We start from the raw sequence: 15356 nt of genomic DNA, 5'->3' as shown, positions 1-15356 counted from the left end.
TGAATTATTTACTGAAGGATTTTTTATCGAGTATTAATGCTATATAAGAATAAAAAGATCTACGATATAGGGAATGAGAAGTGTATCCTCAAAAAGTATGAAGGTGATATCTTTTGATAGCTATGAGTTTCGAGCTATGCATGGATTCGTTTATTTTCTTTCAAAGGATAAAGATAAATATCCCCAAAAATCCGATGATGCTGTATTCGATCTTCAGTTGGCTGAAAATAAAAAACTAGATTTAGTAACCATTCAAGATTGTAAAAAGAAACCACTCATAGGAAGCATTCATCTATTTTACATATTGTTTAGTCATGGCATAACGCATTTCAATACAAACAGGAAAACCAGAAACAATGCTTTACCTATCAATCGCAAATCAAAATGAAAAACATTAGTTCTAGTGTTAACAGATTCTCTATAAACGCAGATTTCCAATATATTTATAGGAGTGGGTATTCTTAAAGTTGAATCATTTAATATTATTATAGATTCTGCTCTTTACCCCAAAGTACTTGTATTTAAAACAACCGTTGAAAAAATTGAAGATGCAGAGAAATTATTAGATGCTAATGTGATTGTCTCTACACCCCAAATACTACAGCAGACCTTTAAAGAATAGATTTTAACAAAAAATCTGCATAAAAGTCTGGAGTAGAACTATTCTTTATATCGTTTATCGTTTTGTGTATATCATAATCAATTTTCCGAAGAGTAAGCTTTACCTTGTCGTCAAATGTGGGCCCGTCTTCATTTATTGTCAATTGTAAATAAACGGCTTTTCCTCCATTGAGCTCTTTACTACGACCAACCGATCCTGCGTTAATGAATAATTTAGGTAAATCTGTGCTATAAACCTCCTTTATAAAAGACAAGTGTGTATGTCCAGATACGATAACATCCGCTTGATTCGATTCAAACATTCCAATTATAGATTCTGTATCATGATTTTCATAGATATATTCTTCGTTACTCTTAGGGCTGCCATGAACAAGTAAAAATGAAATTCCAGCATAACTGAATTTAATATTAGATTTTAATTCTGATAAGTATTTGAGATTAACCTCAGATATTTTGTCCTTTGTTTGCCGTATAGTTTCTGCACGAGCGAGTTGTTCTTCTAATGTATGTTTTTTGAGAGGATGCACTTTATAATCGAAAGCTATTCGTTCGTCATGATTGCCCATTATTGTAGGGATATTATATTCCCGAATCAGATTGATAACTTCATTTGCCCAAGGGGCACCATCGGTTAGGTCGCCAAGACAATAAACTTGATCAGCCTTAAAATTAGAATGAATATCCTCTAAAACTTTTTCTAATGCCGGAAGATTGGCATGTATATCACTTATTATTGCTATTTTCATTATTCTTCTAAATCCTTTAACATCCATATTTTACAGTAACTATGTCCGCTTTCGCCCATAGGAGCATTCAGGTATTTAAATCCTAGCCTTTCGTATAAACCTACAGCCATGCTTAGTTCATCCATACTTTCCAGATAGATATGCTTATATCCTACTTGTTTGGCAAAATCAAGACATATATTTATCAATCGCTTGCCATATCCCTTTCCTCTGATTTCAGGGATAGTGTATAGCTTCACTAATTCGGCTGTATATTCGGGTAAACCTTGAGTCGGATAAATACCTGCACCACCTAGTATCTCATCATTTTCTTCGATGACAAAGTATGCACATTTATCATTGTTTACAATGTCACTCAAAGACCATATACTCTGGTCATAATATACAGTTCCCGGCTGGTTGGCTCCAAATTCTTCAAGAGTGGCTCGTATTATATGAGCCACAGCTTCATTATCTTTTTCTTCTATTAAACGTATATTCATATTTCAAATAGTTTTATCTGTATCTACAGCAATGAGGCAAAGCATTGTATGTCCTAGTATCTGCAATATGCCTCTCTGTATCATATCCCCATCTGGCTAAAGCAGTACTTATTGAGTCTATATTGGTCTTTGTCGGATCAAAATCCACTAACAGCTTTTGATCATTTTGTATCCAGTAAGCAAAAGAAACCCCTTTTACATTAAATCGTGCTACTTTTTCTATTTCTTCCTGACACATTTCACATTCTCCTCTTACTCCCAATACATAATGCTTACCTTCTTTTCTGGGTAAGCTTCCTGCCTCACACGTTGGTGTTACAATATTACTGACTTTACAGGAACTAAGAATTATGGTTATTAAAAAAATCATCGCTACTGTTTTCATAATCTCTATTATTTAATATTAATAATTAAAGAGTGTTGGTATTGGCTAACCAACACTCTTCTTAGTGAAGAAACCTATTTTTTAGGTATGAACATGTTTTCTTTGGTTTCCTCACTTACTTTTAATAATATCTCATCATTAGGCTCCAGATTGCCAAATACCTCTATTGTCATTCCGTTTGTCCGTCCTTTCCGAACAGGTACTTTTTGAGTTTTGCCTTCTACAATTTTCATGACATATACACCCATATTTCCATCTACCAAGGCTGATTTTGGAATAAAGAATGTAGATTCTTTAGATTGGAGAGTAATATTTGCATCAACAATCATACGAGGTAAGAGTAGATTATCCTGATTTAGTACATCAATCTCGATACGCTCAGCCCTTAATTTAGAATCCAAAGCACCTGCTTTTCTAACAACAAGTCCCGTAAATACTTTCTGTGGAATTGATTTGGCTGAAAATTTCACGGTGTCACCTAATTGAACGTAAGGAGTATGAGCCTCGGGTATTGCTAATACAAGCCGTAACGCTGCATCTTTTTGAACGACCAACAACGGTCTGTCCGAGCCTTTGCCCGCAGGACCTACATAAGCCCCAATATCCGTGTTACGTTCTGTTACAATCCCCGAAAAAGGTGCACGTATAACAAGATAATTCTCCATTGCTTTTATCTCCTGATAAACAGATTTCGATGCAGTGTATTGCGCTTCGTCAGCATCTTTCTTTGCTGTTATTTGATCAATGGCATCCTGTGACACAGCACCTTCTGTTTGAGCAGCTTTGATAGTTCTGTCGTAAGTTGCTTTCGTGGCTATATAGATAGCCTCCTGTGCTTTCATCTTCGACAGTGCAGATGCTAGTTGAGAATTGATTTCTGGGGCTTCCATAGTTATTAACACCTGACCTTGCGAAACCTTAGAGCCCACATCGACCTTTAGTGTTTGCACATAGCTGGCAACCTTAGCATAAATCTGTACTTCCTGATCTGCAATTAATTCTCCGGGAAGGCGAACCGGTACAGTTGGATTTGATTTGTTGAGTTTGACAGTCTCTAAGCTCATAGGCATATTCATTCCTGCTTGCGGTTCTTCTGCTTTCTTTTCTTTAGTCGAGCATGCACCGAATAGTAAGATGAATGTTGTAGCTAAAACAATATTATATATCTTTTTCATTCTGCTTATTTCTTATTTAATTTCATTATCAAAGTATTTACTTTCTGCATCTTCCGGATCTAGGGATACAGACTGTATAGACGCTTTATTTTGTATATAGGCGTATATCTGAGGAAGTATAACCAATACGGCAAAAGTAGAAGCTATAATACCACCGATTACAGCTCGTCCAAGAGGTGAGGTCTGATCACCACCTTCTCCAAAACCAATAGCCATTGGGAGCATACCTGCCGTCATCGCTAAACTTGTCATGATAATCGGGCGTATACGCAGAGCCGCTGCCTCCTTAGCTGCACCTAGAGCATCACCCGTTTGCTTGCGAATATCCTCTGCATTCGATATAAGCAATAACGCGTTCGCAATAGATACTCCGATTGACATGATTAGACCCATGTAAGATTGCAGGTTAAGAGTTGAGCCTGTTAACATAAGCATACTCAATGCCCCCAGAATTACAGCCGGAACACTGGTTAATATGACTGCCGATACTTTGAAAGATTGGAAATTGGCTGCCAGCATCAGGAATATCACGACAATGGATATGAGTAATCCTCCTTCCAAGCTATTCATTGTATCAGTCAATACCGGAGCCATCCCTGCCACTTCCACATTTAATCCTTTAGGCATTTCTCCCAATGAGTCAATCGCAGCCTGTATATCTTTAGCTGCACGTCCTAAATCTTTTTGATGAACGTTGGCGACAACAGAAGTATATCCCATAGAGCCTTTGTTATAACTTTCTCCATATCCTTTACCTTGTGTAATGTTGGCGACATCTGCTAATACAGGACGAACATTTCCTTTAGAAACCGGAATGTTGGATAAATCATCAACACTCGACATTTCATTAATAGGCACTTGTACCTGAATGTCATAAGCCATATTCATCATACCGCCTATCCAGAAGTTCTTATTGGTATAACGGGATGATGATGTTGACGCCACCATTGATCGGGTAATGTCTGACATATCAACTCCTAGTTGAGCTGCACGAACACGATCCACATCAATATTCAGAGTCGGATAATTTAAAGATTGAGGTATTTGCTGATCCCTTAAATAATCAATTCCATTGAGTTTAGCCAAGAGCTTATTGGCGTACATTTCGTTGCGTTTCTTCATCATTCCTGAAAAACGTACTTCAATAGGATTGGTTGTTCCCTGACTCAAAACTTTTTCTGTTAAATCCATTGGTTCGAAAGATATTTGTAGCTCAGGCATTTTTTCTTTCAGATGCTTGCGGATATCTTCTTTCAGGTTGTCAAGATTTAAATGATTATCGTTCATTGCCACTTGAAGTGTCGCTTCATGAGGTCCTGCATTGTATAGATAGATGGGACTCACTGCAAATGTGGATGGATGTTGTCCGACAAAGGCTGAAGTAATCTTTATATGATCTTTGCCAATCATTTGGTTTAATTCATCTAATACTTTATGGATCTTTTGTTCTGTTACATCCAGCCTTGTTCCTTCGGGAGCTTTGATTCTCATTTGAAACTGGCTGGAATTAACAGAAGGGAGTACATCTCTACCGATTATATTAAATAACAGAACCACAATACCTATGCTTACAAGCAAATAACCGAATGTTATTATCTTTCGCTTATTAAGCAGACCGCTAATAAAACCTTCGAATCTGTTTCTAAACCGATCAAAAGCACCTTCTTTATGTTCTTCCTTAATCTCTTTCTCCTTTATCAGCCAGTTGGAAAGGATAGGTACAAATGTCTGAGAGAGTAGGAAAGAAGTTATCATTGCAAAGCTGATAGCTAAAGCCAACGGTTTAAACAATGCTCCGGGTATTCCCGACATCGTGAGTGCAGGAACAAAAGCAGCCAACACGCTCAACATGATAAGTAATTTCGGAAAAGCAATTTCTTTACACGCATCCCATACGGCGGTTGCCTTTTTTTTACCCATTTCTAAGTGGCGGTGTATATTCTCTATCGTGACAGTACTTTCATCGACTAATATCCCGACAGCCAGAGCAAGACCGGACAAAGTCATGATATTGATTGTTTGTCCGAACAATTGCAGAAATAAAACTGATGATATTAAGGAAATCGGTATTGTCAGAATGACTATAAATGCAGAACGTCTGTCCCGAAGAAATAATAAAACCATCAGTCCGGTAAGTAAAGCACCGATTACTCCTTCGGTAATCAAGCTTTTTACTGCATTGATTACATACGTTGATTGATCGAATTCATAAGAGATTGTTACATCATCAGGTAGGTTTTTCTGGATTGTAGGTATCTGAGCTTTCAGATTCTTCACAACATCCCAAGTAGAGGCTTTTCCCGATTTAGCTATGTTGATATAAACTGAACGTTTTCCGTTCACCAAAGCATATCCTGTTGTTATATCAGCTCCGTCTTTTACCGTTGCCACGTCACGCAGATAAACAGTTTGAACATCTCCTTTGAATAGAGGTATATCTTCAAAATCCTTTACTCCTTTTATGGTATTATTCGTAGGAGTCAGGTAATTGATGTCTCCAATCTGCACATTACCACCGGGAGCAGTGATATTGTTTTTGGTGATTGCTTCCACAATCTGATCCGGCGACATATTGTGCACCCGCAATGCCGAAGGATCTATATTGATTTCAATTGTTCGGGGACTACCACCAAAGGGTGGAGCACTGGTAAGACCGGGAATTGCAATAAGAAAAGGTCTTGCCGTAAAGTTGGCAATATCCTGCAATTCATTATTAGTCTTGGTGGAACTCTTAAATACAAGCTGTCCGACGGGTTGAGACGAAGCATCGAAACGGATAATGAAAGGAGCCGGAGCCCCTGGTGGTAAGAATACCTGCGATCTGTTGGATAAAGCACTGATTTCGGCAATTGCCTGTCCCATATCCGTGTTCTCATAAAAAGTCACCTTCATTAAGGTAAGACCTTGCGTGTTTTTTGTTTCAATATTTTTGATACCATTGGTAAACAGCATCATATTGATGTACATTTTAGTGAAATATCCTTCCATCTGGCTAGGAGTATAACCTCCGAATGAATGTGCAATGTAAACTACCGGCAAATTCATTTCGGGAAGAATATCCACCCGCACATCACGGGTTGCTTTTATTCCGAAAAATAACAACCCCATTACCAGTACCAATATCGCTATTGGTTTACGTAATGCAGCTCTGATTAAATTCATATTTTATTGATCTATTTCGTTAGTGAATAAATTGATGTCTCCCACAGAAGAAGCTTTCAATAATAAAGCTTGCCAAACGTTGATAATTGCAATTTCGTTATCCGTTTCAGCTCGGTTGAGACTGTAAAAAGACTGGGTAAGATCTGCAATCGTCGTTAATCCGTTTTTATATAAAGCCAAATGTTGCTGATATGCTTCAGAGGCTGCTTTTACCTGTATGGGAGATTCTTTTTTATAGTCCAAAGCATTGAGTATTCTTCCGTCTGCCATAAGTGATTGGGCTTTTAGCTCACTTTCTAATAATTTGTATTCATCCACTAATGCTGATGAAGTGAATCTCTGGCTTTTTATTTTAGAATGATTACGGAATAGTGAGGTAAAATTCCACGTTACACCCACACCAACCAAATAGTTAGTCCTATCTATTCTAACTCCATCTGTGTACTTTCGGGAGAAGGCTGAATTATCCTGAACATAATTATATTCGAACCCTGATCCTCTCCCTTGCAATACTCCAAATAAAGAGAACCTAGGCATATTTTGAGATTTCAATAACTTTATTTGCCCGTTGTTCTGATCTATAATTGCCTGCTTATATCGTAATGCCGGGTGATTTTGAGAGCCTTCAGACGCTGATGCAAGTAATGCAGGTGATGATTTCGAGAAAGTATCCTCTAATTGAAATTGGGTATATTCAATACCTAAAAGAACGGCTAATACTTTTGATAACTCAAGTTCTTTGTCCAACACTTTTATCAGACTTATTTTAGCATTCGATACTTCTGCCTGAGCTAAAGATGCGTCTACCTTTGGCTTCAATTCATTGTCTGCAAGACTCTGTACCGTTGAAAGAAATACTTCAGCTCGTTCTACATTCTGTTGTTGAACGAATACCATTCGTTGAATAGCTAATAGATTCAGATAGGCTGAGACTGTTCGTATCTGATGTTGAAATACCTCTTGTTGCAGATCAGCTCTGCTTCTTTCTTTTGCTAAACGAGACAGATTTATATTATTACTGATCTGTCCGAATGTAAAGAAATCCCAATTGATATTAGCTAGGTACAGAGAGCCGAAAGCGGCATTCCAATTTTGCTCAGCTAGAGGCATACTGGTGGATGCGACCCCAAGTCCGCCAAAACCATACATAGGCCCATTCTGAGCATTGATAGTACCATAGCTCTGTTGTGCTGAAAATTTAAGATCGGGTAAATATTCTCGTTTACTTACTTGTTCTGTAGCTTCTGATGCTTGCAGATAATTCTTTTTTGCTTTGATGTTTTCGTAATTATCTGTAGCAATACGTAAGGCATCCTGCATACTCAACGATGTTTGAGCAGGTACAATCTTACATAGCGAAAGCAGCATCAGTAGAACAATAATTTTTTTGTTCATATTCTGCTTTTTATGAAAATGTATATGTTGATAAATGAGTAGCCTTCTAGGCAAAAGACTAAAAAAAGAAGAAGTGTATCATGCCTTTAGAAAAAAGACACAATGAACTTTCCTATTGTTGAGCAATAGGTTTAAATAAGGTAAGTGCAGTTAAGAATATGAATCGGATTTTGTACCCCTAGTGGCGGGGCATTTGTTACCGGATAAGTTTCTTTGCTTATTGTATTCGCATCGGGAGTAATATATCCGGATAGAAATATGTCTAAAATTGCAACCTGCTGAGGTGTAATATCAATATGATGAGCAGTATAGTTTAGATCAACTTTTAGTTGTATATGCTCTTTTGAATGTTTACAACAACTACCGTCTTTCTTGCACTTCTTTTGTGCGCAATTCGGGCATTGGTCACAATTCAAATTATTCACAACTAAAGAAGTTTTCATTAACTTATCCTGACAATATACATTGTAGTTGATACATCCAACGGATATCAACGTATATAGAACAGAAAATATAATTAATAAAAATTTTCTCATAATTATTTGCAAATATATAATTTGTTTTGGTCTTGGTTTTATATAATTATGGATTTAGTTTTCAAAATTTCATGAAATATAAAAGCACTGCACCTTTATTTGAAAAATCTGTACGCAGAAAACCAAATAAAGGTAGAGTGCATAGCTATTGATTTTTTACATTTTCAATTAATGTCTTCTTCCATACTGATCGGGAGTAATATCAGTATCACCAAGTTCTCTTGCTGCATTGATAGGAAAATATGGATCTTTCAATAGTTTACGACCGATAAATATCAGATCACACTTTTCTGTCTCTAATAATTCTTCCATGTGAGGAGCTTCTGTAAAAAGGCCAACAGCTCCTGTTATCAAGCCACTAGCTTGTTTGATACCATCAGCAAATGGAACTTGATAATTCTTACCGACAGGTATTTTAGCATCAGACACAAGTCCACCGGTAGACACATCGATAACATCAACCCCTTTTTCTTTAAGTAGTTTAGATAACTCAATAGATTGAGGTAAATCCCATCCGCCTTCTACCCAATCTGTAGCTGATATACGTACCCATAAAGACAGATCGTCTGTCATCAGCGGTAATATTTCATCAATGATATCGAAGAGGATACGAACCCTATTTTCAAAACTTCCTCCATAATTATCAGTTCTTGTATTTGTCAAAGGAGAGAAAAACTCATGAATCAGATAACCATGTGCAGCGTGTATCTCAATTACTTTGTAACCAGCTTTTATCGATCGGATTGTTGCTTCTTTAAATGCTTTGGCAACTTCTTTTATACCATCTTCGTATAATGCTGTCGGAGGTATATCTGTCGGAAGAAAAGGTATTGCTGATGGAGCTACTGTTTCCCAAGCATGTGGACCTTCTTTAATTTGAGCACCTCCGTTATTTGCCAAATCGCAACTGGATTTTCGTCCGGCATGAGCTAACTGAATCCCCGGGATTGCACTATATTTTTCGATAGAAGTCGTTATTTTCTTAAACTCATCAATATGTTCATCTTTCCAGATACCTAAATCCGCGTAACTGATCCGGCCTTCGGGAACTACTGCTGTCGCTTCTTGAATTACAACCGCTGAGCCACCAACGGCTCTTGATACATAGTGAACATAGTGCCAATCGTTTGCAAATCCATCAATAGCAGAATACTGGCACATTGGAGACATTACAATTCTATTTTTTAATGTAAGATCTTTTATCTTTAGAGGACTAAATAATTTTGACATATACTTATTGATTTTGAAGTTTTATTTATTGTTTAAAATAAGTTATTTTCGATAATGACTAGGTGGTATACCATAGTGTTCTTTAAATATGCGTGAAAAATGTGAGAGGTTTTCGAAGCCGACAGAAAAACAAACATCATTAACAGAGAGAGATGAGATTTCAAGCATTTCTTTCGCTTTGCAGAGGCGTTTATTCCTTATCCACATAGCTGGTGATTCGTTGAAAACCAACATGAAATCACGTTTGAAACTGGATAGGCTTCGTCCAGATAGATATGCTAACTCAGGTAGAGTAACTGGATTTGTATAATTTTGCTCAACAACCTCTCTGATGTCAGCTCTTACAGGTTGTCGTAATTGAAGAATCTGACGAAATGTATTCTTACTATCGTGTGACACATCAAACAATAGCTCCATTATCTTCAAACGTAATAATCTGGGGTTTACTTCTGCCGGATTGTTGAAATATGGTTTGAGGGAATGAGCAAACGCGATGAGACAATCACTCATTGGATTGACTGTTGTTTTTATTTCTTCATCGGAGCGAGGAACTGTTATTTCGGCTTTGGTGAGAAATTCTTTTAGAATGTCATCTTTTAGGCAGAACATCAGACTGTCGTATATATTATCATTCTCGGGATTTCCTTTCTTTTCGTATCTAACAGCTGTTGCTTTTTTGAGCAAAATCATTTCATTTTTGCCTACTACATATGTTTGCTTTCCATAAGTAAGCGTATTACTTCCTTCCAAGACAAATAACAAAAGATGTTCTTCGAGAAACATAGTTCCCGATCCCTGCATACTGTGGATGCATTGCTCTATGACTGAGCAACCGTCTAATCTTAAGGTACTTTGTGAGACTAGACCTGAAACGAGCGATGTTGGAACTTTAATATATCTTTTCATCTCAAGAATAATTGGGAATATCAATTATTATAACGAATACAAAATTAGATAGTTTTAAATTTAAATACTTTTCTATTTAGTTCGTTATTATTTTCTATTTGGTTCAATTTGCAAGTTTATAAAGAAAAACAGCTTCTGTTTGGAGAAGCTGTTTATTATTTGATTTGTCATTGTTTTTTGTAAAAATCAGGTGTTGGAATCAATTTCTTCCTAGACCATTGTTGCCAATATGGATATATGGGAGAGATAGTACTAGCTTCATCCAGCTTTCTGATTTGTGTATCTGTTAGATTCCATCCTACAGCACCCAGATTCTGTTTGAGTTGTTCTTCATTTCTTGCACCAATGATTACGGAAGATACTGTTGGGCGTTGTAGAACCCAATTAATAGCAACTTGGGCTATTGATTTGCCGACTTCGTCTGCAACCTCTCGTAAGGTATCTAATATATTATTTAGCATGTTGTCTTGTACTGCTTCGTCAGGAACAGTTGTTCCACCTTGTGCAATCCTTCCATTTTTAGGTATTGGATTGTTTCGTTTATATCGCCCACCAAGCCTTCCTGAAGATAGGGGAGACCAAACAATTGTCCCGATATTTTGATCCACACTTAATGGCATCAGCTCCCATTCGTACTCTCTATTCGCCAAAGAGTAATATACCTGATGTGCTACATAGCTATTCCATCCATACTTGTCGGATATCCCGATTGATTTCATTAACTGCCAACCTGAAAAATTAGATGCGGCAATATAGCGCACTTTTCCGCTGCTAACCATATCATCTAAAGCTCTTAAAGTTTCTTCTACGGCAGTTACACCATCAAAACTATGCATATGGTATATATCAATATAATCAGTATTCAGACGTTTGAGGCTTCCTTCCAATTGTCTGATAAGGCGAAAACGGGAAGAGCCTTGATTGTTAGGACCTTCTCCAAAATTGAATGTTGCTTTTGTTGATAGCAATAACCCGTCTCTGCTTTTTCCTGCAAGAGCTTTACCTAAAATTTCTTCTGACAAACCTTTGGAATATACATCTGCTGTATCAAACAGATTGACTCCTGCATCCAAGCAAATATCAATAAGCCTTGTTGCTTCTTTTAATTGTGTTCCTCCCCATGCTTTATAATATTCGCCTACACCTCCGAAGGTTGCTGTTCCAAAACTCAAAACCGGAACTTCCAGACCGGATTTACCCAAAAATCTATACTCCATATTTTTCTAGTTTTATATTTTTTATGCATGTAAAATTATGAATTATAAGAAATAATGGTACTCTAGTGTTTTAAAAATGTATATTTTCTTATCTTGTTTATTATTTACGGTCTTTTGTTCAGAAATGAGGTCCTATAATATGGCTTGTATGGATAAAATACAGATTTCTCAAAAAGGTAATACAGTCGATTGTTTAATGTAGCGCATAACAAATGAACTTTGAATCTTACTGATATGGGGGATTGCAGAAAGTTTTTTTGTTACAAAATCATTGAATGCATCAGGATCTGCTACTACCACTTTCAAAATTACATCGAAAATACCTCCAGTCACGTATGCTTCCATTATTTCGTCCAATACTGATATCTGTGATAAAAATTCTTCAACATATCCGATTTGTTGGGTATGAAGAGATACATGTACGATGACCGTAAAATTCAAACCCACTTTTTTGTGGTCTACAAGGGCAACATATCCTTTAATATAACCATTACTTTCGAGCTTTTTTATTCTGTCATACACTGCCGTTCGGGACATTCCTAACTCTTCTGTGAGGCTAGTTATATCAAATCTTGCATTTCTCTGAAGTATCCTTAATAGGTTCAATTCTTGCTTACTTAAATTTTCCATTGGATTTTTTCCGTGCAAGATAATTATTTGTCGCTATATTATGGATATAAATCGGATTTACGATTGATATTTACTATTATTTACATACTTTTTGCTTGATATATGAATATAATATTGATATATATAATTTTGTCAGAAATAAATATTTGTGGTTTTAATTTAAAAAGATAATGACAAGATATATTATTATTGTAGCGTTAGGGGCATTAAGTTATGGAATGCTGTCTTCATTTGCTAAGATTGCCTATGGACAAGGATACAATGCGGGCGAAATAACATTTGTGCAGGCCTTGATAGGAGCTGCTGTTTTATGGCTTATTGTGTTGATTAAAAATTTCAGATCAAATAAATGTAAATTGAAAATCAATTGGAAAGTTCTTTTAGCCGGATCCACTATGGGTATTTCAGCATATGCTTATTATCTATCGGTAGAATATATTCCAGCCTCATTAGCAATTGTTCTCTTGATGCAGGTTACTTGGATGAGTGTTTTTGCGGAGTGGTTATTTTTCAAGAAAAGACCTTCGGGGGTTGAATTGGTTACTATTTTATTTATTATAGGAGGTACAGTGTTAGCCGGGAATCTTATAAATGCACAATCTCTAAATATTTCAACTACTGGCATATTATTAGGGCTGGCAGCTTCAGTATTATATACATCGTATGTGCTTTTTACGAGTAAGTTAGGAAATGATATTCCCATGTTTGAAAAGAGTGCTTTGATGACAACAGGCTCTGCTTTGATGATATTATTTATCAACTTCAAATCTATTACAACTAGCTCTCATTTAGATGTCGGACTTTTACAATGGGGCAGCTTTTTAGCTTTGTTTGGAACCATTATTCCTCCTATATGTTTCACTAAGGGAATGCCGAAAATAGGACCCGCAATGAGTGCTATTCTACTAACTCTTGAATTACCCGCAGCGGTATTTTGTGCACACCTAATTCTCGCAGAAGAAGTATCTCTGTTGCAGATTGTAGGAATCATTATTATGTTTGGATCTATTATTTTTTTGAATAGAGCTAAAATGAAAAGAGCCAAAAGTAAATAGTGTGATGATGATCCCAAAATGTTCAGCCAAGAGGTCTTAGTATACTTGATATAGAGTGGCAAACGATTGTAGCAGGGATGTTCAGCCCCCTCTCTCCGATACAGAAATTCAGAATTCTTTTATAATCATAAAAAAGGAATAACTAGATTATTATAAATAAAAAGTCTATATATTTGTATATAATTCTTTGAATAACATAGTGTTGTCACATAGTTGACAGAGCTACTTTTTTAGGTGCTACCAAATCGCTACCACACTCATGTTGAAAGAATAATAAATACTGATAATAAGTCGTTTAGATAAGAAAATAACGATCCCGCTCGGATCACTTGAAAATAAAGCAGTTACATCAAAGTAGCTGCTTTTTCTTTTTATATAATTGTGATGATTTTAGGAGGGTTTAAATTAGGTCACTTAAACCAAGACTTAAACCGAAAAACCATCATGAATGCTACTATTAATGCGGTTTGTTACAAGTCTAAAACATTAAAAAATGGAGAACACCCAATTATGCTTCGAATATGCAAGCATGGGAAGATGAAATATGTTAGTTTAGGCTTATCAGTTCATCCTAAATATTGGGATTTTACTAAGAACACTCCAAAAGCCAACTGTCCGAACAAAGACTACATTAAGAAGATTATCTTAGATAAAGAAACCGAATATCAGAAGCAGATACTTGAATTTAAGTCTAACCAGAAGGAGTTTACTGTCTCTACCCTAGCTAATAGTATTGAACGAAGTACGAAAGCGAGTACTGTAGGCGAATTCTATGTTGAACTTATCGCAGGATTCAAGACTCAAAACAAGGTTGGGAATGCAAATATTTATAGAGATTCACATAACTCTTTAATCAGCTTCACAAAGTCTTCTAAATTAGATTTCTTATTTACAGACATAGATAGCTTTTGGCTAAATCGCTATGAAAAATGGCTTTTAAATAAGAATTGTGCACCAACTACAATGAGCTTATTATTTCGAACTCTTCGAAGTGTCTTTAATAAAGCAATAGAACAAGGAATAGTGAAACTAGACTGCTACCCTTTCAATTCGTTTAAAATATCGAAATTCAATATCAAAACGAAGAAACGAGCTATAACGAAAGAAGAGATTAAGCGAATTATGGAACTTGATGTTTCTAATGAGCGACCATTGATTCAATTAAGCAAAGATTTATTCATATTCAGTTATTTACAAGGTGGCATTAATCTGACTGATACAGCACATTTAAAATATGAGAATATTACAAATGGCAAAGTTGAATATATTAGACAGAAAACGAAGGGATTAATTAATATTCCATTACAAGTTGAAGCTTTGAAGATCATACAGAAGTATTCTAATTCAGATGCGAATAGTAGTGATTATATCTTTCCTATTTTAAATAGAAAGGTACATATTACAGCTATTCAGAAGTATAATCGGATTCATAAAATCATAGGAAAGGTTAATCCTAATCTGAAACTAATTGCACAGAAAGCGAAGATTGAAGCTAATCTCACAACCTACACCGCAAGACACAAGGAAAACTTTTATTAGCTATTAATCAATTGATTACTTGCTGTTCGCTTTTCAATAGGTAACGATTTAGAAACCAGCTTGGTGCTTATATCTGCTTAATTTTCACCAACTATATTAAACAGCGACTTATCTTTTGTAAAGATAAAAAAGATCCATTTCTAACAACCCCTTTTTTAGAATTTGTGTAACTTAAAATCTTTTTTTGTATTATCAGACTAAAATGTCTATAAATTGTTGCACAGTTTCCCATATATTGGCACAATGTGGATTTTCGGATGTTTTAGACTTGGCAGGA

Annotated in this window: 14 protein-coding genes; 3 read left to right on the top strand and 11 right to left on the bottom strand. The window is 36.0% G+C overall.

Annotation, left to right across the window (positions count from 1 at the left end):
- Positions 1–97: 97 nt before the first annotated feature.
- The gene (locus tag AABJ51_RS06310) at positions 98–388 is read left to right on the top strand and encodes a hypothetical protein (protein ID WP_338374838.1); all 291 of its coding nucleotides are present in this window, start codon (positions 98–100) and stop codon (positions 386–388) included.
- A gap of 223 nt (positions 389–611) precedes the next feature.
- On the opposite strand, the gene AABJ51_RS06305 is transcribed toward AABJ51_RS06310, so the two are convergent.
- From AABJ51_RS06305 to AABJ51_RS06255, 11 genes are all read right to left on the bottom strand, one after another.
- Complete coding sequence (locus AABJ51_RS06305; RefSeq protein WP_338374837.1) at positions 612–1394, bottom strand: metallophosphoesterase family protein; 783 nt, start codon at positions 1392–1394, stop codon at positions 612–614.
- Complete coding sequence (locus AABJ51_RS06300) at positions 1367–1849, bottom strand: GNAT family N-acetyltransferase (protein WP_338374836.1); 483 nt, start codon at positions 1847–1849, stop codon at positions 1367–1369. Before AABJ51_RS06300 ends, AABJ51_RS06305 begins: the two co-directional genes overlap by 28 nt.
- Positions 1850–1862: 13 nt before the next feature.
- Positions 1863–2234: a heavy-metal-associated domain-containing protein gene (locus AABJ51_RS06295; protein WP_338374835.1), complete on the bottom strand. Its 372-nt coding sequence runs from the start codon at positions 2232–2234 to the stop codon at positions 1863–1865.
- Between the two features lie 74 nt (positions 2235–2308).
- Positions 2309–3409, bottom strand: a complete 1101-nt coding sequence (locus AABJ51_RS06290) for an efflux RND transporter periplasmic adaptor subunit (protein ID WP_338374834.1) — start codon at positions 3407–3409, stop codon at positions 2309–2311.
- 12 nt (positions 3410–3421) lie between these two features.
- Entirely contained in the window at positions 3422–6571 is a 3150-nt protein-coding gene (locus AABJ51_RS06285; protein WP_338374833.1) for an efflux RND transporter permease subunit, read from the bottom strand.
- Positions 6572–6574: 3 nt separating this feature from the next.
- Positions 6575–7966 (bottom strand): TolC family protein, encoded by a 1392-nt coding sequence (locus AABJ51_RS06280; RefSeq protein WP_338374832.1) that lies wholly within the window; start codon positions 7964–7966, stop codon positions 6575–6577.
- Between the two features lie 131 nt (positions 7967–8097).
- A complete protein-coding gene (locus AABJ51_RS06275; RefSeq protein WP_338374831.1) occupies positions 8098–8502 on the bottom strand; it encodes an HYC_CC_PP family protein in 405 nt (134 codons plus the stop codon).
- Positions 8503–8670: 168 nt separating this feature from the next.
- Positions 8671–9732: an NADH:flavin oxidoreductase/NADH oxidase gene (locus AABJ51_RS06270; protein ID WP_338374830.1), complete on the bottom strand. Its 1062-nt coding sequence runs from the start codon at positions 9730–9732 to the stop codon at positions 8671–8673.
- A 42-nt stretch (positions 9733–9774) separates the two neighbouring features.
- Entirely contained in the window at positions 9775–10638 is an 864-nt protein-coding gene (locus AABJ51_RS06265; protein WP_338374829.1) for a helix-turn-helix domain-containing protein, read from the bottom strand.
- Between the two features lie 167 nt (positions 10639–10805).
- A complete protein-coding gene (locus AABJ51_RS06260; RefSeq protein ID WP_338374828.1) occupies positions 10806–11855 on the bottom strand; it encodes an aldo/keto reductase in 1050 nt (349 codons plus the stop codon).
- A 168-nt stretch (positions 11856–12023) separates the two neighbouring features.
- Positions 12024–12485 carry an Lrp/AsnC family transcriptional regulator gene (locus tag AABJ51_RS06255; RefSeq protein WP_338374827.1) on the bottom strand — a complete coding sequence of 154 codons (462 nt, stop codon included), beginning with the start codon at positions 12483–12485 and terminating at the stop codon, positions 12024–12026.
- 170 nt (positions 12486–12655) lie between these two features.
- Between AABJ51_RS06255 and AABJ51_RS06250 the strand changes: the two genes are divergently transcribed.
- Both AABJ51_RS06250 and AABJ51_RS06245 read left to right on the top strand, forming a co-directional pair.
- Complete coding sequence (locus AABJ51_RS06250; protein ID WP_338374826.1) at positions 12656–13540, top strand: EamA family transporter; 885 nt, start codon at positions 12656–12658, stop codon at positions 13538–13540.
- Positions 13541–13924: 384 nt separating this feature from the next.
- The gene (locus AABJ51_RS06245; RefSeq protein ID WP_338375952.1) at positions 13925–15079 is read left to right on the top strand and encodes a phage integrase SAM-like domain-containing protein; all 1155 of its coding nucleotides are present in this window, start codon (positions 13925–13927) and stop codon (positions 15077–15079) included.
- The last annotated feature ends 277 nt before the right edge of the window (positions 15080–15356 follow it).

The sequence above is a fragment of the Indolivaga capnocytophagoides genome, from assembly GCF_036511535.1.
Taxonomy (GTDB): Bacteria; Bacteroidota; Bacteroidia; order Bacteroidales; family Dysgonomonadaceae; genus Dysgonomonas_A; species Dysgonomonas_A capnocytophagoides.
Note: the sequence above shows the minus strand (reverse complement) of the source record. Positions and strands in the feature narration are given on the sequence as shown.

Bases quoted from the DNA above. Each gene is read 5' to 3' on its own strand.
- AABJ51_RS06310 (WP_338374838.1), top strand. From the start codon at position 98: ATGAAGGTGATATCTTTTGATAGCTATGAGTTTCGAGCTATGCATGGA.
- AABJ51_RS06305 (WP_338374837.1), bottom strand. From the start codon at position 1,394: ATGGATGTTAAAGGATTTAGAAGAATAATGAAAATAGCAATAATAAGT.
- AABJ51_RS06300 (WP_338374836.1), bottom strand. From the start codon at position 1,849: ATGAATATACGTTTAATAGAAGAAAAAGATAATGAAGCTGTGGCTCAT.
- AABJ51_RS06295 (WP_338374835.1), bottom strand. From the start codon at position 2,234: ATGAAAACAGTAGCGATGATTTTTTTAATAACCATAATTCTTAGTTCC.
- AABJ51_RS06290 (WP_338374834.1), bottom strand. From the start codon at position 3,409: ATGAAAAAGATATATAATATTGTTTTAGCTACAACATTCATCTTACTA.
- AABJ51_RS06285 (WP_338374833.1), bottom strand. From the start codon at position 6,571: ATGAATTTAATCAGAGCTGCATTACGTAAACCAATAGCGATATTGGTA.
- AABJ51_RS06280 (WP_338374832.1), bottom strand. From the start codon at position 7,966: ATGAACAAAAAAATTATTGTTCTACTGATGCTGCTTTCGCTATGTAAG.
- AABJ51_RS06275 (WP_338374831.1), bottom strand. From the start codon at position 8,502: ATGAGAAAATTTTTATTAATTATATTTTCTGTTCTATATACGTTGATA.
- AABJ51_RS06270 (WP_338374830.1), bottom strand. From the start codon at position 9,732: ATGTCAAAATTATTTAGTCCTCTAAAGATAAAAGATCTTACATTAAAA.
- AABJ51_RS06265 (WP_338374829.1), bottom strand. From the start codon at position 10,638: ATGAAAAGATATATTAAAGTTCCAACATCGCTCGTTTCAGGTCTAGTC.
- AABJ51_RS06260 (WP_338374828.1), bottom strand. From the start codon at position 11,855: ATGGAGTATAGATTTTTGGGTAAATCCGGTCTGGAAGTTCCGGTTTTG.
- AABJ51_RS06255 (WP_338374827.1), bottom strand. From the start codon at position 12,485: ATGGAAAATTTAAGTAAGCAAGAATTGAACCTATTAAGGATACTTCAG.
- AABJ51_RS06250 (WP_338374826.1), top strand. From the start codon at position 12,656: ATGACAAGATATATTATTATTGTAGCGTTAGGGGCATTAAGTTATGGA.
- AABJ51_RS06245 (WP_338375952.1), top strand. From the start codon at position 13,925: ATGATTTTAGGAGGGTTTAAATTAGGTCACTTAAACCAAGACTTAAAC.